The organism is Acidobacteriota bacterium, from assembly GCA_016208495.1.
Lineage (GTDB): Bacteria > Acidobacteriota > Blastocatellia > Chloracidobacteriales > Chloracidobacteriaceae > JACQXX01.
In genome coordinates, this window is sequence record JACQXX010000107.1 from 40905 (window position 1) to 62289 (window position 21385).

At 51.4% G+C, this 21385-nt stretch carries 17 protein-coding genes; 6 read left to right on the forward strand and 11 right to left on the reverse strand.

Annotation, left to right across the window (positions count from 1 at the left end; translation table 11 throughout):
- Positions 1-5: 5 nt before the first annotated feature.
- Together HY774_21735 and HY774_21740 are read right to left on the reverse strand one after the other, a co-directional pair.
- On the reverse strand, positions 6-575 hold the full coding sequence (locus HY774_21735) for a TlpA family protein disulfide reductase (GenBank protein ID MBI4751108.1): 570 nt from the start codon (positions 573-575) through the stop codon (positions 6-8).
- Between the two features lie 467 nt (positions 576-1042).
- On the reverse strand, positions 1043-2431 hold the full coding sequence (locus tag HY774_21740) for a class II fumarate hydratase (protein MBI4751109.1): 1389 nt from the start codon (positions 2429-2431) through the stop codon (positions 1043-1045).
- A 333-nt stretch (positions 2432-2764) separates the two neighbouring features.
- Between HY774_21740 and HY774_21745 the strand changes: the two genes are divergently transcribed.
- The 6 genes from HY774_21745 to HY774_21770 all read left to right on the forward strand — a co-directional run bounded on the left by HY774_21745 (position 2765) and on the right by HY774_21770 (position 11278).
- Positions 2765-5101 (forward strand): protein kinase, encoded by a 2337-nt coding sequence (locus HY774_21745; GenBank protein MBI4751110.1) that lies wholly within the window; start codon positions 2765-2767, stop codon positions 5099-5101.
- A 271-nt stretch (positions 5102-5372) separates the two neighbouring features.
- The gene (locus tag HY774_21750) at positions 5373-6299 is read left to right on the forward strand and encodes a phosphoribosylaminoimidazolesuccinocarboxamide synthase (protein ID MBI4751111.1); all 927 of its coding nucleotides are present in this window, start codon (positions 5373-5375) and stop codon (positions 6297-6299) included.
- A 199-nt stretch (positions 6300-6498) separates the two neighbouring features.
- Complete coding sequence (locus tag HY774_21755) at positions 6499-7014, forward strand: CvpA family protein (protein ID MBI4751112.1); 516 nt, start codon at positions 6499-6501, stop codon at positions 7012-7014.
- 175 nt (positions 7015-7189) lie between these two features.
- Entirely contained in the window at positions 7190-9466 is a 2277-nt protein-coding gene (locus tag HY774_21760; GenBank protein MBI4751113.1) for a PAS domain S-box protein, read from the forward strand.
- A gap of 428 nt (positions 9467-9894) precedes the next feature.
- The gene (locus tag HY774_21765; protein MBI4751114.1) at positions 9895-11067 is read left to right on the forward strand and encodes a DUF1611 domain-containing protein; all 1173 of its coding nucleotides are present in this window, start codon (positions 9895-9897) and stop codon (positions 11065-11067) included.
- On the forward strand, positions 10991-11278 hold the full coding sequence (locus tag HY774_21770) for a 4a-hydroxytetrahydrobiopterin dehydratase (protein MBI4751115.1): 288 nt from the start codon (positions 10991-10993) through the stop codon (positions 11276-11278). The genes HY774_21765 and HY774_21770 overlap by 77 nt, the downstream gene beginning before the upstream one ends.
- A gap of 107 nt (positions 11279-11385) precedes the next feature.
- Here HY774_21770 and HY774_21775 read toward each other — a convergent pair whose 3' ends face one another.
- The 9 genes from HY774_21775 to HY774_21815 form a co-directional block, all read right to left on the reverse strand.
- Entirely contained in the window at positions 11386-11823 is a 438-nt protein-coding gene (locus HY774_21775; protein ID MBI4751116.1) for a hydrogenase maturation protease, read from the reverse strand.
- A gap of 315 nt (positions 11824-12138) precedes the next feature.
- Entirely contained in the window at positions 12139-13428 is a 1290-nt protein-coding gene (locus HY774_21780) for a Ni/Fe hydrogenase subunit alpha (protein MBI4751117.1), read from the reverse strand.
- Positions 13403-14197 (reverse strand): oxidoreductase, encoded by a 795-nt coding sequence (locus HY774_21785; protein MBI4751118.1) that lies wholly within the window; start codon positions 14195-14197, stop codon positions 13403-13405. The genes HY774_21780 and HY774_21785 overlap by 26 nt, the downstream gene beginning before the upstream one ends.
- Positions 14198-14498: 301 nt before the next feature.
- Entirely contained in the window at positions 14499-15353 is an 855-nt protein-coding gene (locus HY774_21790) for an FAD/NAD(P)-binding protein (GenBank protein ID MBI4751119.1), read from the reverse strand.
- A complete protein-coding gene (locus HY774_21795) occupies positions 15350-15811 on the reverse strand; it encodes a cyclic nucleotide-binding domain-containing protein (protein MBI4751120.1) in 462 nt (153 codons plus the stop codon). Before HY774_21795 ends, HY774_21790 begins: the two co-directional genes overlap by 4 nt.
- Positions 15812-16193: 382 nt before the next feature.
- The gene (locus HY774_21800; GenBank protein MBI4751121.1) at positions 16194-17324 is read right to left on the reverse strand and encodes a 4Fe-4S dicluster domain-containing protein; all 1131 of its coding nucleotides are present in this window, start codon (positions 17322-17324) and stop codon (positions 16194-16196) included.
- Positions 17325-17555: 231 nt separating this feature from the next.
- On the reverse strand, positions 17556-19982 hold the full coding sequence (locus HY774_21805; protein MBI4751122.1) for a serine hydrolase: 2427 nt from the start codon (positions 19980-19982) through the stop codon (positions 17556-17558).
- Between the two features lie 236 nt (positions 19983-20218).
- Positions 20219-20359 carry a hypothetical protein gene (locus HY774_21810; protein ID MBI4751123.1) on the reverse strand — a complete coding sequence of 47 codons (141 nt, stop codon included), beginning with the start codon at positions 20357-20359 and terminating at the stop codon, positions 20219-20221.
- 151 nt (positions 20360-20510) lie between these two features.
- A complete protein-coding gene (locus tag HY774_21815) occupies positions 20511-21179 on the reverse strand; it encodes a hypothetical protein (protein ID MBI4751124.1) in 669 nt (222 codons plus the stop codon).
- Between the last annotated feature and the right edge of the window lie 206 nt (positions 21180-21385).

The window sequence follows — 21385 nt, forward strand, 5'->3', positions numbered from 1 at the left end:
TGTACTCACTGCTGGGCTCGTTCGATTTCAAGAGTGAGTTGCGACGCCAGATTCACAGTTGGGTCAAATCCTTCACGAGCTGCCGCGGCCAGCTCGCCTTGCCGGTTTAAAATGATCAGGCTGGGCAGCACCCGTAAGCCCAGCTTTTTAAAGAGCAGGTCTCCGTTGGGATCTCGCAAAACTGGAACCCGCAAATTACTGGCTCCAATGGCGGTTTGAAGTTCGGCATCCGAAACAAATGTTCCATCTTTAGGGCGATTGCTGTTGGTTAACACCACATAGACGTTGATTTTCGGATGTTTGTCCGCCACGCGCTGAATCTGGGCGAGTGATTCCCGCATCAATGGTAACCCTTTGCATCCAAACAGGATGACCGTGATTTTTCCTTGCACGTCATTGCTGTTTACCGTTTGCCCATCAAGGGTTTGAAGCGAAAATTCAACTGGTTGCTGATTGCCTTGTGAAAAGTCGCTGGCCAGCGTGGTCAGGGAAAATCCCAGGCCAATCACGATGACAAGCAAAAAGCTGGTCAGAGAATTCAGCCGGTTGTGTTGAGTGCGCTTTGAAAAAGTCATGGTTTCACCTGAAATGGGCAAAGTGTAGGTTGTTCATCCAATTGATGCGAATGCGAAGCGGAACGTTGGGAAACTACCTTGGATGAAGAATGTGGTTAGTGGTTAGGGAGCGTTAAAAAACAACTTCCCGTTTTGGTTTGGGGGCAGGTATTTGGATTGAGCATCCCTGTTAGGCTGCCGTTCACATAGCCGGTGGTTGCGAGGTTTTGGGAGCTACCACCGGGAAACGATTGTCTCCCCGGTCCATCCCTCCCCGCTTCGCCCGCGCCCCGCAGGGCGCGGGCGAAGCGGGGAGGGATAGGGGATAGCCCGTGGATCCGGTGGTAGGCCCAAAGCGGCCAACCGACCGGCTATCCGAACGGCAACGCTTCGCGGTGCAAAACCAAAACCTGGATGTGACAGAACGCCTGCGCCCCCAGGGATTTATTTTTTAACGCTCCGTAACCACTTTGTCTTTTCTTCATTCCTTACTCATTGATACCGCCTTCAGTCAGTTGTCGTGGATCAAGCAACCGGTCGAGGTGTTCTGGGGTCAGGTCGGTCATTTCGGCGGCGACTTCTTTGACCTTGCGGTTTTGGGCATAGGATTGTTTGGCGATTTTGGCGCCAAGTTCATAGCCGATAACCGGGTTCAGTGCGGTTACCATAATCGGGTTGCGATCAACCAGGTCTCCGATATGGCTTTCATTGACAGTGAATCCAGCAATGGCCCGGTCAGCCAGCAGTCGGCTGACGTTGGCAAGTAATGTCACGCTTTGCAACAGGTTATAAGCAATCACCGGCAACATGACATTCAACTGGAAGTTTCCTGACTGAGCCCCCATTGTGATGGTGACATCATTGCCAATCACCTGGGCACAGACCATGGCGACGGCTTCGGGAATCACGGGGTTGACCTTGCCAGGCATAATGCTGCTGCCGGGTTGGAGCGCCGGCAGGGCAATTTCGGCCAGTCCAGCTTGTGGACCACTATTCATCCAGCGCAAATCGTTGGCAATTTTGGTGAGGCTGGCCGCGACGGTTTTGAGCTGGCCGCTGAGTTCGCAGGCGGCATCCTGGCTGCTGAGCGATTCAAAATAGTTTGGACTGGTAACAAACGGCAACCCAGTCATTTCAGAAAGTTTGGCGGCAAATCGAGCCCCAAATTCCGGATGGGCATTGATGCCGGTTCCGACGGCGGTTCCACCTTGAGCAAGTTTCGCCAGTCGGGGAAGGGCAGCTTCAACCCGCTCGATGCCATAGGCGATCTGGGTGCTCCAGCCGGAAAGTTCCTGGCTGAGCCGGATCGGCATGGCATCCATCAGATGGGTGCGGCCAGTTGTGACCACGTGATCAACCTGGGCGGCTTTTTCATCGAGTGTTTGCTTGAGGTGACGAAGTGATGGAAGAAGTGCTTCAGCCACTTCCAGATAGGCACTGACGTGAATGGCGGTTGGAATCGTGTCGTTGCTGCTCTGGCCCATATTGATGTGATCGTTGGGGTGGACTTTGCGTCCAAGTCGCTGGGTGGCGAGCGTGGCGATCACTTCGTTGGTGTTCATGTTGGTGCTGGTTCCAGAGCCGGTCTGAAAAATGTCGAGCGGAAAATGTTCGTCGTGTTGACCGTCGGTGACTTCCTGAGAAGCGCTCCGAATAGCTTCGGTCATATCGGCTTCCATCAGCCCCAGGCCCAGATTGACCTCCGCAGCGGCGCCTTTGATCATTCCCAGAGCGCGGATAAAGGCACGTGGAAAGCGGAGTCCGCTAATTGGAAAGTTCTCAACTGCCCGTTGGGTTTGAGCGCCATAAAGGGCAGTTGCCGGAACGCGCATCTCACCCATGCTGTCTTTTTCAATGCGATAATCCTGTTCGGCCACGAGTTGAAATCTCCTTTGTTTCGAAAAATCACTGCGAGTTGTATGAGGAAAGAATGAGAAAAGTGCGCGCCATTCTGGTCAAGAACCCTTGAAGGCGTCAATGGTTCTTTGTATTGAGACGCCAAACACGGGCTGGTGATTTTCTTGAGAAGCATTTTCGGGAATCAGCACTGCGTGATCCAGATCAATGTCAGTATGGCAACTTTTGATACAGGCTGCCTTGAACTGTAAAAATCCATCACTGACAACCATGCTGAAAAGTGGTATAAGATGACTACCTTCTCACTGAGTTCCCCGAAATCACCGTTTTTGTTCGCTGTTGAGGAGACACGCATGAATACCTGTCCACAATGCGGTTCGACATTTTCCGATGACAAGAAATTCTGTAATCGTGACGGTCAACGGCTGGTCGCGCTTGTCCCAACACTGGCGGCACCTGCCCCGGCGCCGGTTTCACTTAATAAACAAGAGGCGGCAACCCTGGTTGACTCACCCCAAGCAGCGGATCCAATGATTGGAAAGGTTTTAGCCGGGCGCTACCGGATTTTGTCGCTGATTGGGAAGGGGGGAATGGGAGCGGTCTATCGTGGCGAACACCTCAAACTAGGGCGCCCCAGTGCGATCAAGGTGATTTTGCCTGCCTCCGCTCAGGATGAAACAACGCTGACCCGCTTTCAACGCGAAGCGGAAACCTCCAGCAAGATCAATCACCCAAACGCCGTCAGTATTTTTGATTATGGGGAAACTGAAGACGGAATGGTCTTTCTGGCCATGGAACTGATTGAAGGCCAGCAGTTAAAGAGTATTCTGAAGCGTGAAGCCCCATTTTCTCTGGAACGAACGTTGCACATCGCGCGCCAGGTTGGTCAGGCACTGGGTGCCGCCCATGCCCTGAATGTAGTCCATCGGGATCTCAAGCCGGAAAACATCATGCTTGGCCCAGGTGATACGGTCAAAGTGGTGGATTTTGGAATTGCCAAGTCATTGCTGGTTGATCCGAAACATCAGTCGGTCACGCGCACCGGGTTTATTGTTGGAACGCCGCAGTACATGTCGCCAGAACAGGTGATGGGCGAGTCGCTTGATCCGCGTTCGGATGTCTACAGCCTGGGCCTGGTCATTTATGAAATGTTGACCGGTGCCTTGCCCTTTGAAGGTGAATCAGCCCAGGCGCAAATGGTGAATCGCCTGGCAAATCCTCCGCAACCGATGAGCCGGGTCCGGCCTGGACTCAATATTCCGGCTGCGGTTGAAGCTGCGGTGATGCGGGCGCTTCATTACGAACGTGAGTACCGGTATCCACGGGTCACTGATTTTATTGCGACACTCGAACACTCCATTCACATGGAAACCCAAAACATCGGTCAGCGAAAAACTGACCCTGCCGGCCTTGAAGCCACCCGGCCAGTGGTTTCGTTTCAAGCCAATATGGCTGGTGGTCAACCTGGTTATGTTTCACCACCGCCAGTGGCCCCGCCCGGCAGTCCCAGTGGCGGGTACTCCTCTTCACCAAACAGAACGCTTCCGGATACTGAACAGTATCCTCCGCCAGTGTTGGCTCAGGGGATTCAGGCCGGCATGGGGGGATATCAGCCACCGCCTCAAGGGCATCCTGGTATGGGAGGCTACGTGCCGCCCGGCGCCGGGTATGGTCAGTTGCCCCAACCTGGACCTGAATATTCCACGCCACCTCATTCGATACCACCCTATGCACCTGGCGGTGCCGCAATGACCCAGCGGAAAAAGTCTTCAAAAACGCTGATTTGGGTTTCAGTTGGGGTGCTGGTGATCGTGTTGACGATTGGAGGCGGTGGGATTGCCATTTATCAATACAATGAATATGTCAAAGAGCAAAAACGCATTGCGGTGGAAAAAGAGCGGCTCCGCGTCGAAGCCGAAACCGCCCGTAAAATAAAAGATTCCATTGACCAGTCACGCAAGTTGCGCGAACAGGGCAAATTTGAAGATGCCTTAAAAGAAATGGATGCGGTGCTGAAATTAAAGAGTGATTCGTCAGCCGCACTGATTGAAAAAGCCGAATCATTATTTGCGCAAAGCAAACGAGTTGAATGCAAAGAAATCGTGGACCGGGTGATAAAACAAGACCCCGATTTTGCACCGGCCCATCAGTTTTTGGGGTTGTTTTACTTCCAGGATGGAAAAAAAGATAAAGCACTGGAAGAACAAAAGAAAACGCTGCAATTGGATCCTGACCCGGAATATGCCTCACTTGCCCATGACATGCTCGCCTTTTTGTATTGGGAGCAATATTTAAACGACAAAACCACCAATGTAGGGAAGTTACAGGATGCTGAGACGGAAGCTCTTGCTGCGGCTGATGTTGCCCCACGACCAAGCCTTGAAATCAGCCCACGCAAAACGTTGATCAAAGTGTATTATGAGCGCCGAAACAATGATCAGGTGCGTGACCAAGCCAATAAACTGATTACCAACTCCAAAGCAAAGAACCGTGACCAGGCATATGGTCATAATTACCTGGGGTTATTACACTTCAACGCGGGAAACTACTCACAGGCGGCCAATGAATTTTCAACCGCGGCCACGCTTGATCCAGAAGAAAAACTCTATCGAGACAATTTGGAAACCGCCCGCAACAAAGAAGCGGAAACGTTTTTCCCAGGGTGGAACAATTCCGGGAGTGGATATTGATCCGGGTTCCGGGCCGAAACCAAGGGATGAGGGATGAGGGATGAGGGATGAGGGATGAAAAAAATCCCCTGTCACCTTGTCACCCTGTCACCTTGTCATCCTGTCACCTTGTTACCTTGTCATTCAGTCATCCCCCGCTTGACAGTCCCCTCATTGCGCCGAATAATCGCGCCTTTTCCATTCCAACTCTCAATTTGAACGAAGTGGTGTGCCGCACAGAAGCGACTCGATATCGGTTCAGCACCCAACTTATTCACAAAAGGTGAACCTCTTGGATACACAAACTGCCTTACTTACCACGGATTTACCTGGGATTCCGCTTTTCCGGCGTGGAAAAGTACGGGATGTCTACGATTTGGGCGATACATTGTTGATTGTGGCGACTGACCGGATTTCAGCCTTTGATTGTGTGATGCCAAACGGCATTCCTGGAAAAGGATGTGTGTTGACCGCGTTGTCACGTTTCTGGTTTGAGCAAATGAAAGACCTGGTGCCCAATCACGTGCTGACCAGCTCGGTTTCCGACTACCCGGCGCGACTCCAGCCGTTTGCCGATCAGCTCGAAGGGCGCTCCATGCTGGTGCGCAAGACCGATTGTTTCCCAGTCGAGTGTGTGGCACGTGGGTATCTGGCTGGATCAGGGTGGAAAGATTACCTGAAAACCGGAAGCGTCTGTGGGATTGAACTTCCATCTGGCCTGGTTGAGTCAGCCCAACTGCCGGAGCCGATTTTCACACCCGCTACCAAAGCTGAGACCGGGCACGATGAAAATATCAGCGAATCCCGAATGGCTGAGATTGTGGGTGCTGAAACCACTGCCCAGTTAAAAAATCTGACATTGACACTCTATCGGCGCGCGGCTCAGTATGCTCACGAACGCGGTATCATTTTGTGTGATACAAAGTTTGAGTTTGGCCTTCTCAATGACCAGATTATCTGGATTGATGAGGCGCTGACACCTGATTCTTCACGCTTCTGGCCGGCTGACGAATACATGCCAGGGCAGTCACAGCGGTCGTTTGACAAACAATTTGTGCGTGATTACCTGGAAACCCTTGACTGGAACAAACAACCACCAGCCCCAGCCTTACCTGATCAGATTGTTGCTGCCACGCAGGCACGTTATCTCGAAGCCTATGAACGGCTAACCGGGAAACAGTTGTTTTTAGTTGATAAGTCAGTAGTCAGTCGTCAGTAGTTGATAAGTCAGTCGTCAGTAGTCAGTAGACAAAACCCGGATCGTTGAATCCGTGGGAATTCTTGAAAAGAATTGTTCCTAAATGACGCAAATAGAATAAAATACACTTGACAGGCAATTCAAAATCCCAACACTCGACTACTGACTACTGACTACTGACTACTGACTACTGACTACTTATTCAACCGCAAGCGGTGCCATGAAAGGGCTTGTGCGCAGCCTGTCAACAACGGCGGGTGTGATTGTCGGGCTGATGCTCGCACTGGTTTTTTACCGCGAAGCCGCGCATTTCTTTCAGATGATTGGCTTTTCTGAAGTCACGGCACTCTGGTTGGGGATGATTTCTCCCATGGTGCTTGCCCTGGCTGCAAGCGCCGCGCTTTCCTATTCATTACGGGAAGTGTTGAAAAAATTGGGGTTAACCGTGCTTGATCGAGTTGGTGGCGGTGCGCTTGGTTTGGCGCGGGCCGTGTTGTTTTGGTCGTTGATTTATTTGGCATTTACCGCCTTTCCAATTCGGTTACAATTTATCGAAGGCGCCCAAACTGGACCAATTTTAAAAGCCGGCGCTCAGGTACTGGCTTTTCTCTCGTCACAGGATGTGGAAAAACGTTTTGATCAGGGAGTTGCTGAACTCCGCAAACTCAAAGCCGGGCTTTCTTCATCGTCCCCTAAAGACAAAACCCCTCAACCTGATTCGAAAGAGCGACGATGAAAACATCGAGCTGAAAAAGCCAGGGCTGAGGGCTTGGGGCTGAGGGCTGAAGACTTCGGGCTGAAAAATTGGTTTTATTTCATCCCTCATCCCTTCAATTGCTCCGAGCTTGCGAGTCTTCAGCCCTCAGCCCTGGCTTTTTCAGCCCGACTTCTTCAGCCCAGAGGTTTTCCCTATGTGGGGTCAGCTTGGCATTGCCACCTTACAAATACTCATCACCTTGAGCACGATTCTGGCCTTCCATTACTGGAGGAAGAGCTTTGGGCTTGGTCCGTTGTATATTGCATTGGGTGGTTTGGAATTATTTGTGACGTTTGTCACCGCCCTGTGGATCAAGATTGATTTACCAAATGAATTGGTCTTTGTGACCGGGTCAACCAGTTTTTTTGTGGTTGGGTTTACAGCGTTGCTTCTGGTGTATTTGTGCGAAGGCACATTGCAGGCGCGCAACCTGATTTTTTCACTCATTGGATTGCAGGCGTGTCATATTCTCTGGCGGTTACTGGTTCTGGCCCAGCTTCTGGCAAGTGGCGGCGGGGGGCTTGGCGGAGCAATTCCAACTGCTCTCTTCAGCCCGGATTTTCGGCTCAATGCGGCTTCGGCTGTGGCTCGGATTGTCACCCTGTTTATCTTTGTCATCTTTTATCAGTGGCTTTCAAACCGGTTTTCAAGCTGGCCCATGGTTGTGAAAATTTTTGCCAGCCTGCTCACCTCACTGGTCCTGGACGACCTGATTTTTTTCACCTTGGGAATGATCGAATCACCACAGTTCGTGTCAAACCTGCTCGGAAGTGTTTTGAGCCGTCCGTTCAGTGTCATTTTAATCAGTCCCGTGCTGGCATTTTATTTACAGCTTCCGCAGGTGTCCTATCGAACCACTGAAGACATTCGGGATCCAATGGATATCCTGCAGAGCAATGCGCTTTTGCAGGCATCACTGGCCGAATCAGAGAAGCGATATGAAAACCTGTTTGAGAATGCCAATGAACTGATTCTGGTCGTTGAACCAGTGACGGGTTGTATTCTGGATGCCAATCGCCATACTTTTGAGGAGCTTTCCTACAGCCGCGACGAACTTCTCACCCGAACCGTGTTTGATTTGTATCCAGCGGAAGATCATCCGGCCATCAAAAAACGGTTAAATCCGCTTCCCGCCCACGAACACTATGCTGACTCAATGGACGCCGTGGTGTTATGCAAAGACCGAAGCCATCGTTCGGTTGCCATTCGGGTCTATGATGCCACGCTGGTGGGAAAGCCGGTACTGGTCTTTTTGATGCGGGATATTACCGAGCGCCAGCAGGCCCTCGAAGGATTGCGACAGGCAAACCGCCTCAAAGATGAATTTCTCCAAAACATCTCGCACGAACTCCGAACACCACTCTGCGCCATTGTTGGCTGGAGCGATTTAATTGCTTCGGGTGTGTTGACCACTGAGCAACAAACCACCGGAAATGAACAGATTCGGTCTTCTTCTGAGCAATTGCTGCAATTGATCAATGATTTGCTGGATGTGGCCCACATGGAACGGGGCATTATGAATCTGGACATTGAACTGGCGGAAATTAACGAGCCGGTTCAAAAAGCCTTTGAGATTTTTGAATTTGCGGCCAAAAACAAAGGCATCACGTTTACCCTTAATTTAGAGCCGAATCTCCCACTGCTTCAGCAGGACGTGGTCCGGATTCAACAGGTTGTGACCAATCTGCTCTCAAATGCCATCAAGTTTACTCCTGACGGCGGTCAGGTAACGGTCTCGGTTCAATCCATTGGGCGCGAAATTGAAATCAGCGTCGCTGATACCGGTGTCGGTATTTCACCATCTGCCTTACCCTATATTTTTGAAGGATTTCGACAAGGTGATGGGTCGGCCACCCGTCGTTTTGGTGGGACAGGTGTTGGACTGGCACTGGTCAAATCGCTGATTGAGCTGCATGGTGGTTCTATTTCAGTCGAAAGCGAAGTCAAACACGGAAGCACCTTCCGGGTTCGGTTGCCGATCCCACCTCAACCAGTCTCTGGGAGGCGACGGATTACTGGCAATTTCCCGTCTTTGGATGAGCGATCTTCAGCTCCGCCGGATGGAGCCCAGGTATTGATTATTGATCATGACCGGGCTTTGCTTGACCTGGCTGGCGCCATGGTGCGCAGTGCCGGGTACAAGGTCGTTTTGGCAACAACCCTCGAATCCGCCAAAGCCAAGCTCAAAGATGTCTGGCCAACGGTTGTTTTGATAGAGGTGTCATCAGTAATGGAGAGTGAATCACTTCTGGCCTCATTGCATTCGATTTGGGTTTTACAATCAGCTAAAGTCATTGCGATGACCACGTCAACCAATCTTCAGGACAAAGAGACTTTTTTGAAACAAGGCTTTGCTGAATACTTGTCAAAACCATTCAAAAAAGACCAGTTGGTTGCGGTGGTTCGATATTTTTTCACGGCTGAGCCGTAACTTTTGATTTTTTTAACTCCCCCGCGATTCATGGAAATGTAACCTCCACCGGTTAGGCTATAAGCGCCAGGATAAGGAAACAGAGTCCAATCTGGACAAGAGGGACAGGGCGACAGGGAGAAAAAGCAAATGGTCGCATTCTCCCGCTCTCAATCGGAACTCATTCAAACCGACAACCCCCGTGAATTGTCTCCTTGTCTCCCATCTCCGGGTCCAGATCAGATGTTGTCCTCTTATCCTGGCGCTTATGGCCGGTTAGGCTGACAGGTTTGAATTCAAAGGCATGGGTGCACTGTGTCTTGCAAACCAAAAAAGAATGAGAAATTTGGGTTCAGCATCAAGCGCGACTGAATTTTCAGTGACAGTGAGCTTACAGGTTCGCTACTCTCCCAGCTTGATTCGCTCATATCCGCAGGAAAGGAAATTGTATGGATGGAACAGCACTGGTTTTATGTGAAGGTGCTTTTGGAACCCCGGCTGGGAAAACCGCGCACGGATTGATTCGATTTACAGAGCGCTACCAGATTCTGGGTATTCTCGATAGCCAGCAGGCGGGAAAAGATTCAGGTGACGTCCTGGATGGAAAACCGAATGGCATTCCGATTTTTGCTTCGTTACAAGAAGCAGTTGAAACTTTGGGCACACCGCCCAAATACCTGGTGGTCGGGCAATCTTCACCGACCGGAGGACTTTTGCCCGGCGGGCGAAATATTATTCGGCAGGCGATTAATCTCGGTATGAACATTGACAGCGGGTTGCGTCAGTTTTTGACCGAAGACGCTGACTTGCCTGGGCTGGCTCAGTTGCGCGGCATTAGCATCCGGGACGTCCGGAAGCCCAAAGATCCACGCCAGTTACACCTCTATTCAGGAAAGATCAGCCAGGTTGATTGTGTCAAGATTGCCGTGCTCGGGACTGATTCGCTGGTTGGAAAGCGAACCACGGCCATCAATCTTCGCCAGGGACTCCGCCATGTGGGGCTCAAGACATTTCTGGTCGGTACGGGACAAACGTCATGGCTGCAGGGAATGAAATATTGTGTGATTACTGACACCATGATGAGCCACTATCTGACAGGCGAAATTGAAGATACCGTCTATCAGGCGTACGTGAACGAACAACCGGATGTGATTTTGCTCGAAGGGCAGGGAAGTCTCACTGATCCGCTTCGACCCGGAGGGCTCGAACTCCTCTGTGCCGCCCGTCCAGATGCAATCATTGTTCAGCACGCCCCGAAACGAAAATTTCACACCCAGGCGCTCAACCAGGCCTTGATTCCGCTCAAAGATGAAATCAAGGTGATTGAATTGCTCACCCAAAAACCCGTCATCGCCATCACTTTAAATCACGAAGGGATGACGGATGACGAAATTCAGAGTTTGATTGGGGAGTATGAAATTGAGTACCGGGTGCCAACTCTGGATGTGCTCAAAGAAGGTCCCGCCCGACTGGTCAGCACGGTTCTGCATCGCTTTCCAGAACTGGTTGAAACAATTCACAAAAAGCGAGGGGAGGCACACGACGATGAGTCGTCACCGATTAACCGAGGAACAAGTCCTTTTATCACTGGTAAATTCCCCGCTGTGGGAACGGCAGAATAACGAACTCCGGCGCCAATTCATCTTTCCCAGCTTTCGCGAAGCAATGGATTTTGTCAATCAGGTGGCTGAACTGGCCGAGGCGGCGGACCATCATCCAGACATCATCATCAATTGGAACAAAGTCACCCTGTCCTTGACCACGCACGACCGGGGTGGTCTAACGGCCCTGGATTTTGATCTGGCTCACCAGATTGACGTCATTCAACCGTAACCAGTTACGGATGGGAGCGTGGGCATCCTGCCCGTTTGCGGTTCTATTCCAACCGACGGCGGGCGAGACGCCCGCGCTCCCAGACGGTGGTGTGACTCTTTTGTTCTTTACAATTGTTGAATTTGCTCCACGACGTGTTCCACTACTTTTTCCACAGGTGGAGAGAGCCCAACCCCAGGGCTGAAATTGACGGCTTCAATTCCAAAGACCAGCAGTTGTTGCGGGAGTATTCCCAGAACCCGGGCCAGTTCAATGGCTTCGGCGACGCTCACGGTGTGAGTGGAACATTGAAAATATTGCCTTGAAATCACTTCGCGATGGACATCCAGACGATGAACTGTACCGGGAGGCGCTCCGGATGAAACAGCGTCAACCAGAATCACACCTTCAGCTTGCTGGAAATAATCAAGCAAGGCGGCACCGTCCGAAGTAAATTCAATGACGGTGAACTGGTTGAGAGGCAGAGCTTTCAGCCTGCGAGCAATAACCAGCCCAACCGCGTCGTCACTGCGAAAATCATTCCCGACGCCAATGATGAACTTCATAATGAAGGATGAAGAAACCATTTAGTGGTTAGTGATTAGTGATTAGTGGTTAGAAATCAATACTTTCGAAGAAGAATCAGGCACCAGTCACCACGCACCAGGAACCAAGGGCGTCCTTTCACATGCAGGTTTTTTGATTTCATCCCGGAGGGAATGACCAGGTTCCCAGGGCTCGAAGACTCGCTCTGGGCTACGAGCCGGCGTGGGAGTTTCTGGACTGAGAACCAAAAACGGCTTCAACTCTTAGCTGGCACCACTAACCACTAACCACTAACCACTAACCACTAACCACTTTCTTCATGCTCAATTCTTCATTCAACTTCGCTCTATTTCCAGCTTTAGGAAATGCGTTGCGCAGGAAATGCACGGGTCATAGTTGCGGATTGCCTGCTCGCATTGCCAGGTGAGGTCTTTGGTTGGCAGGGTCAGGTTTCGGGAGATATACACTTTCAAATCCTGCTCGATGGATTTTTGGTTCTGTGAGGTCGGCGGGATGATTCGAGCGTCGGTGATAAGTCCTTCCTCATCAACTGAATAGCGGTGATACAGGATGCCGCGCGGGGCTTCGGTACAACCATGTCCGGTGCCCGCCACCGGGTGAACTTCGACTGATGGACGATCTGGGAGTTCATAGTTGTCAATGATCCGGATGGCTTCATCGTAGGCATAGAGAAGTTCAACCCCACGGATCACAATGCTCAAAAACGGATTCAGGCAGGGGACTGGGAGACCCACTTCGCGGGCGGCTTCTTGAGCGAGTGGCGACAGGCGATCAAAATTGAGGCTAAAGCGAGCCTGGGGACCGACACAGTAGGCGCCCCGTTCGCGCAACCGGCAGTGGAGCGCGTTTGAGTGCGCGACGTGTTCTTCAACAAAATGGGTATGAAAGTCCTGGACGGCACTATCAAGCCCGGCGGTTGAAACCAGTCGGCCTTCATTAAATGGGTATTCATCCGGATGGCGAAGTGCCACAAATTCATAGTCTTTCTCAAAATCCGGGATAGGGAGCTGTTTTAACCACCCAACAGTCTTCAGTGTTTCATCACGTCCAATCAGCAGTTTTTCCCGAAGTTCGCGAAGTTCCCGTTTCGATGGAACCTTATAAAAGCCGCCGACTTTGACATTGATCGGATGAATTTCCCGTCCGCCAACCAGCCTGACGATGTCATTGCCCCACTTTTTGATCTGCAACCCGCGTTGCACAATTTCCGGGTGGTCTTTGGCCATCTGAATGGCGTCTTCGTACCCCAGAAAATCAGGCGCGTGGAGCATAAACATATGCAGGGCATGGCTTTCGATCCATTCACCACAATAAATCAGGCGACGCAGTGCCCGGAGTTGCCCGGTTACTTTGATTCCAAAGGCATCCTCGATGGCGTGAATGGCGCTCATCTGATAGGCAATCGGGCAAATACCGCAAATGCGGGCGGTAATGTCGGGTGCTTCCTGATAGCCACGTCCACGCAGAAACGCTTCAAAAAAGCGAGGTGGTTCAAAAATCTTGAACTGGATGTCAGTGACCTGGTCGCCCGCAATTTTGACAAACAGGGCGCCTTCGCCCTCAACTCGTGCCAGATAATCAACCTTGATTGTCTTTTTCATCATAAACTTCGCTCTCCTTGCGGAAGGGCTCTGCAAAGGCATTAAAGGTCCGGAACACACGTGAGACTTCGCCTGACTTCATCCCGAGTTGAACCAGATGTGTCCCCAGCGAAGCTGTATTTGGGGTTTCCATCGGACCAAAGCAGCCATAACACCCACGATGATATGACGGGCAAATGGCCCCACAGCCGGCATGGGTGACGGGACCCAAACAGGGCGTTCCATGCGCCACCGATACACACACATTTCCATTGAGTTTGCATTCAACACAGACGCTGTGGTGTGGAATGACCGGTTTGCGGTCATTGACGAAGGCGCTGATGACTTCGACGAGCTGATATTTGTTGATTGGACACCCTCGCAGCTCAAAATCAACCGTCACGTGGTAATCAATCGGGGTTGAGTGGCTCAAGGTACTGATGTATTCCGGAGTCGCATACACAATCGAAATAAAATCTTTGACTTTGTTGAAGTTCCGAAGTGCCTGAACCCCACCAGCCGTGGCACAGGCGCCAATCGTAACCAGTCGTCGGGAGGCACGGCGGACTTCGTGAATACGTTCGGCATCGTGTTGCGTCGTAATCGAGCCTTCGACCAGCGACAGGTCATAGGGACCTTTGACCACGGCTCGGGTCGCCTCCGGGAAATAGGCAATATCAATGGCGCCTACCACACTCAGCAATTCGTCCTCACAATCGAGCAAGCTCAACTGACACCCGTCGCACGAGGCAAATTTCCAGACCGCAAGCTTTGGTTTCTTCTTCGCTTTCATGGTGATGCCTTTCTTGGAAGCCGGGTTCCGGGTTCCGGGTTCCGGGTTCCGGGTTCCGGGTTCCGGGTTTTCAAATTTATGCCCCTTATGTCCTTTATGTCCTTATATGTCCTTTTTCCTAAACCCTGACCCCTGACCCCCATAAGCGCCAGGATAAGAAACCCTGTGTCCTTTCCGTTGGCATTGAACGACGTTCTTGTTGGGTTTGGGTCTCGTCCTGGCCGTGACCGTAGGCTTCGCACCACGGCTATTGAACAACGACCCTGCGGGCCTCAAACGCCCCTGACCCCTGACCCCTGATCTACACTTCCCGTTTCCCAAACAACCCTTGAACCTGATCAAATCGGAACACGGGTCCGTCTTTGCAGATAAAATTTGGGCCGTACTGGCAATGGCCGCAAAAGCCGACCGCACATTTCATGTTGCGCTCCATCGAAATGAAAATCCGCTCGCTGGGGAGTCCACGTCGGTTGAGTTCAAGCATGGTGAAGTGCAGCATGACTTCAGGCCCGCAAACAAAGGCTACGGTATGGTGCGGATCAAACCCGGCCCGTCGGATGAGCGTTGTCACCACACCCACGTGGCCGCGCCAGTTTCCGGCGGAACGATCCACGGTGACCAGGGCTTCGATATCAAACCGACCGCGCCAGAGTTCAAGTTCTTTGTGATAGAGAATGTCGGACGGGCTCCGCGTGCCATAGAGGACCACCACTTTCCCATATTTTTCACGATGCGCCAGAATATGATAGAGCGCCGGTCGAAGCGGGGCCAGCCCAATGCCACCCGCCACCAGCACAATGTCGCTTCCTTCCACGGTTTCGATTGGCCAGTGCGTGCCATAGGGCCCCCGAATGCCAATCACATCGCCTCGTTTCGATTGCCGCATAATGTTGGTCACAGTGCCAACGGCGCGGGTGGTATGGACGAGCATTTCCGGTTTGGAGGGATCTCCGCTGATTGAAATTGGGATTTCCCCCACCCCAAACACATACAGCATATTGAACTGGCCCGGTGCGAACCGGAATTCACGATTTCCATTGGACGCAGCCAGTTCCAGGGTGAAGGTGTCGTGTGTTTCATGTTGAACCCGTTGAATGACAAAGGGCGTCGGAATCATCGGGTCATTTTCATAGGAAATTTGTACTTTCGAAATCATTTCCCGACCCCGTAAATATCGAGCAGTTGAAGGCTGGTCGCTTCCAGGCGCTGGCTGAGTATGTAGGAAAACCGTTTCAACAATTCATACCCCAGGCTGTGATCGGCTTCACATTTGGTGCGCAGGCACTTTCCATCGAGGGCAATCGCTCTGGTGAGTTCGGTTGCTTTGGCATCAAAGTGCCAGCGATAGGGTGGAATAAGCCAGGACCATCCCAAAATCTCGCCTTCGCTGACCGTTTGAACGGTGATGGCACCTCGGTTTGGGGCAAATAACTCAACCGCAACCCTGCCGTGCCGGATCAGATAGAAACTGTTGGCTTCCTCGCCACATCGAAACAGAAATTGCCCCGGCTGAAACCGAACGTTTGAGGCGCAACCGACAAGCAATTTTAAATATTGGGGCTCGATATCCTTAAAAAAAGAATGTTCTGCCAGGTATCGTTCCAGATTTTCCATGGACGCCTCCTTTAAAGATCGGGTTAGGAAGACAGTAATGACAAGGTGACTGGGTGACAAGGTGACAAGGTGACAAGGTGACAAGGTGACAAGGTGACAAGGTGACAGGGTGACAGGGTGACAGGGTGACAGGGTGACAAGGTGACAAGCTGACAGGGTGACAGAGTGACAAGGTGACAGAGTGACAAAATAATAAATACCTTGCCATAAGTTTTCTAAGATATTGAACTTAGTAAGTGTTTGATTTTTCTCCGTGGTTTCCGTTGTTAAATGTCTGGAATGTTTCGGTAAAGGACTTACTTATTCACCCTGTCACCTTGTCATTTGTCACCTTGTCATCTGGTCATCCAGTCACCTGGTCACCTTGTCATTTGTCACCTTGTCATCCAGATTCCCGAATCGTCTGAACCTCTTTGGTGATGTCAATTCCGACTGGGCACCAGGTAATGCACCGCCCACACCCGACACAGCCCGAAGTCCCAAACTGGTCAATCCAGCTTGCCAGTTTGTGGGTCATCCACTGGCGATACCGGGACTCTGGTGATGAGCGGACCGGGCCGCCGTGGATGTAGGAAAATTCGACGGTAAAGCACGAGTCCCATCGTCGCCAGCGTTCGGCAATGTCGCCGGTCAGGTCGGTCACATCTTCCACAGTCGAGCAAAAACACGTCGGACATACCAGCGTGCAGTTGGCACAGGTCAAACACCGTTGCGCAATGGCTTCCCAGATCGGGCTTTCAGAATTTCGATAGAGCAGGTCTTTGATATTTTCGGTGTTGAGGGTTCGCCCCATTTGTGACGCTGACTGGGTCATCAGGGCGTCAACTTTGGTCGTTTCGGCTGGATCCGCTGTCTGATGTGGAATCTGGTTGAGGACTTCGATCCCGGCTTCAGTTCCGGCCTCGACCACAAAGTAATGGTGGCCAGCTTCCTGAATTTCAGTCACGGCCAGATCATACCCGGCACTGGCTTTGGGACCGGTTTGCATTGAGGTGCAAAAACAAGTTCCGCCAACCACGGTGCAATTGACTGCCACAATAAACAGGTTGTGTGATCGAGCTTGATAGCGGGAATCCGTGTACTGGCCGCTGGTAAAAACCTGCTTTTGAATCGTCAGGGCGTGGAGTTCGCACGAACGCACCCCAATGAACGCCATCGGTTGGATTTCTTCAGGTTCGGTTTCGACCTGAAATCCAGCCTCGGTTTTTCTGGCGCTCCAGAGTTTGACACGTGGTGGAAATAAAAACTTTTTCCAGGAGTGTGGGCCAACCACATAGCCAAAATGGGCGTCATCGGTGCGTTTTTTGATGCGATAGAGAGCGGCTTCCTGTTCATCAGTCCAGCCGATGGGTAAGTCCGACACACCTTCGATTTCATCATACACAATCGCTCCATCCCGTAGTGTCGGGCCAATCGTGCGATACCCTTTTTGGTGCAGAACTTCAAACAACCGCTGAAAATGAGCCCGCTCCACGACGACAGTGGGGAGGGCTGGTCGGTCAGTGTGAGTCATCGGTTTTCACGATGCGGTGGTCTGGCTTCCAATCGGCCAAATCACGGCATCGTCCTCCTGGGAAAGCTGCAAGATAAGCGAAGGTTTTTACTGATTGTCGTGTGGGGCAACAGAACTTCTGAAGTGTTGTGAAGTTCGGAAGAATGGAGGAAGAACCGGCGATTGTCGTTTGGGTGTCGCTGCAATCGAAACCGCCGGGTAATTGATATCAAAAGATAGGGTTGGAGGCAATTAGCGAGATGGTTTTTCGGGCCATCCAGTCGCTTTTTTCTTCTTTTTGTAGGTTTGGAAGAGGCTGTCAGGAATTTCTTCGTCAAATGAAACTTTGTCGAGGGTGAAGACAATGTCACCACCTTCGGCAGATCGTTGGGTGGTTTTAAAGGGAATTTTGATCCCATTCACATCTCGATAGTCTTCAAACAGAATCGTGGCTGGAATTGCAATCCGTTCGGAACTATCACTGACTTGCAGTACATCTTGACGCAGAATCAGAAACGTTTTGGCGGAGATATATTCAGTAACTGGTTCGCCGTCTTCCGGAGTCTTGACCACGATGTACACGTCTTCGTCATTTACCTTCCCAATCCCTTTGAGCGTGACGGATTTATAGAGTGTTTTCCATTTCAGTTCCGGGAACAGTTCAGCCGCCAACCGAACGGAAGTCAGCTTTTTCCCAACGTAGGTATCAGGTTCGGCAAAACTGGAGAGACCCGCGCCGGCAGTTCCGTCAAAATATTCCTCGGTGGCGCCAATGGTTTTGCCAATTGCGTGAAAGGTGGTTGATTCGGCCCACAAATTCGGTCGTTTGTGTTTGGTCACGTTCCGGGCGGTAAACCCCTGGGATTCAAAAGTGAGAGTTCCCTGAGTGATCATTGTTTGGCGCCCATTGAGATTGGCTTCTCCACCAACTGCCTCAATGACTTTGGCCATCAGTTCATCCACGGTGAGTGTTGGAATATTGGTTCCACCGCTTATTCGGACCAGCTCCAGGTCACCTTGCGGTTGTTTGAGCAACGCCCCAGTGATTTTCCCATCCGCCCCACGTCGAAAGGTCAGGTTGAAGGTTTCCGGTAACCCCTTGAGTCCAAACGAGTCTTTGGTTGGAGTTGCTTTTAAGGTGTAGGGGGATTGGCCGGGAATGGACAGCGTGACTTTGTTTTCAGCCGCGACAATGTCCACCGTGAGTCCTGATTCTTTGTGAGTGTAGCTTCCAAATGTTTCCGCCAGCATCAGGGTACTGGCTTCTTCATTGGCGCCGCTGGTTTTGCGCTTTGGAAAAGCAAAGTTGCCGTTGGGCTGTTCAAGGTAAATTTCAGACTCGCCGGGTTTGTCTTTAACAGAGCGAAACGTAGCGAAAAACCCATCTGGAGCGGGTGATTCGAGTTTGTAGCGCCGTCCGCTCAGGTTGGCGAGTGGATACGGAGGCTGTCCTGGAACGGTCAACACCAGTTTGCCATCTTTGAGGGCCACATCGAGTTCCGCACCACCCGGAAGTTCATAGCTGCCGACTTCCTGTTTCAGGTCGCCTGTTGGTTCGGACGACGCGGTGGCCGACGCTGGTTGGCCGCCACCTTCGACCAGATTTGACCAGATGGCTTCCATGGCCGTCACCCCAAGCGGCGAAGCTGAGACATTGGTCAACAGGACAAAGCCCAGTTTCTGGTCCGGCATCACGGCGACCTGAGCGTTAAAGCCATCAATATTGCCGCCATGTTCGACCACTTTGTGTCCATGCCAGTCACGCAAAAACCAGCCGAGCCCATAATTGACCGGGCCTTGAATTTTGGTTTGAAGTTTGACCAGTTCGGCAAAGCTGGCTTCTGAAACCAGCCGTTTCCCATTCCATTCACCGCCGTTCAACATCAATCTGACCCATTGCGCCATATCGCGGGCGTTTGAGTTAATCGCACCCGCCGGAGCAATGATTTTTAAGTCACGGGTCGGCAACTGACTGGTTTTCTTGACTGAGGGGACATAGATGTAACCCAGCGAATGGTCACGGGCTTTTTTCATTTCCGGGACGGAAAGCGTCGTGGCATTCATTCCCAATGGTTTGAAAATCCGCTCTTTCAAAACAGAGTCATACGGCTTGTGCTGGGCGGCTGCAACACATTCGCCAGCCACCAGAAACATCACGTTTTGATACTGAAATTTTTCGCGGAATTTGGCGCGCGGTTTGGCCGCACTGACGGCCTGGATGACTTCGTGGGAATTCAAAACCCCGGTGTACCAGAGCAAGTCCGTGCGGCTAAGTCCAGAGTTGTGGCAGAGCAGGTCGCGAATCGTAATTTTGGTGTCAGCTTCAGTGTCTTGCAATTTGAAATAGGGAATGAACTTCTTTGGGGAGTCTTCCCAGGCCATCTTGCCATCGTCAATGCTCAAGGCTGTGGCCATGGCCGTAAACGCTTTGGTTGATGAACCGATGGCAAACAATGTGTCGGGGGTCACTGGCAGTTTCTTCTCGATGTTTCGAAGCCCTAACCCCTTTAAATAAATGATTTTGTCATCTTTGACAATCGCAAGGGCCACACCTGGAATCCCGAGTTCCTTGCGCTGGTCATCTATCTTTTTCTCAATTGCTGCCAGTTGAGCCGTCAGGTCTGCACTGGTAGCAGAAGGTGTATTTTGAGGTCCGGTTGTTGGTTGATGAGCTGCCAAAATTGGCCAACAGGGAAGGAGCAAAAGTCCCAGCAAGAGGCTGCTGAGCAAACGGAACGCGCGCTGATTGAAACGGGAAATCACAGAGCAACCCTCTCTTTGAATGAAGAATGAAGAACCCATTGAGTGGTTAGTGGTTAGTGGTTAGTGGTTAGTGGCTAGTGGTTAGTGATTAGTGATGCAAATTAAGAGTTGAAAAAAGACTGGTTTTGAATCCGCGAAGCGGGTGGCATTCTTCAAGCCTCGGGTGCAATGAGCGTCAGCGAATGAAATCCGTGGCCTTCATCACCGGTCAGCGTGGCCTGGGCGACGGCTGAATTCATCGCCACCGATTTTGTTTTCCACGGATTCCGCTCCGCTCCACCCGAGGCTTTCACTCTTTCGCCCAGTTCCTGGGCTGAAATCCCAAAACCGTTTCAACTCTTAACTGGCATTAGTGGTTAGTGGTTAGAAGTCAATACCTTCCAAGAATCAAGAACTAACCACTAACCACTAACCACTAACCACTAACCACATTCTCAGTTCTTGTCAGTCACGGTCCCGGTCAGTGATTTCCCCTGGAACCTGATCATCAGGGGAAAGCGGATCAAACCGGAAGGTGATACGCGACTTGACGCCGGAAAGAGTGTTACCGTCATTTCCACGCTCAATGAGCAGGACCAGCTTACCGTTGGCAAACAGCCATTCCGCACCTTCGGCGTCTTCATAAGTCAGGGTCGGTTCACCATAGTGTTTGGTGACGATTTCAGAAAAATTATCAACCGTTTCAGCAATTTCCTGACCGTCAATACTGGCGAGGGTGAACGTGGTGCCGAGCAATGTTTGGTTCCCAGGTGCAGTTCGGAGCGTGACTTCGCACTGGTAATGGGAATTTCCAAGCGTCAGATCAGGGATTTTGGCTTTGAAGGTATCTTCGGTTGTCTCTGGTGGAGCTGCCGGTTTCCAGGGCTGAAGCACCCTGGCGCCCTTCAGTATTTGTTCTGCTTCCTGACGCAAAAAGGCGGTTTTTCCTGGGGTGCTGGCGGCAAGTTTCCCGCTGAATTGTGGCAGAAACTGGTCAAGGTAGATAAAAAGATCAATTTGATTTGACTGGTTTGGTGGTGTGGCTGGGTTTTTGGGAGCGGCTGATGGGAGCTGGCAGGCAGCTCCGGTGAAGAAACCCACCAGGCATACCAGCACAATTCTGGTAACGGCCATAAAACTTTGCGCACGACAGGCAAATGACACACCACGCATCAGAGTTGACAGTCCTTATTGTATAAGTTCGAAAGCTGAATTGATCTTGAGGAAGCGATTGAAAATGACTGGTGCAAATTACACCACTGGTTACACAGTTGAAAACGGGAAATCGAAATCAGCCTTCTTCAGTCGTTATTAGGAACCAGCCGTTCGCTTGAAAAATC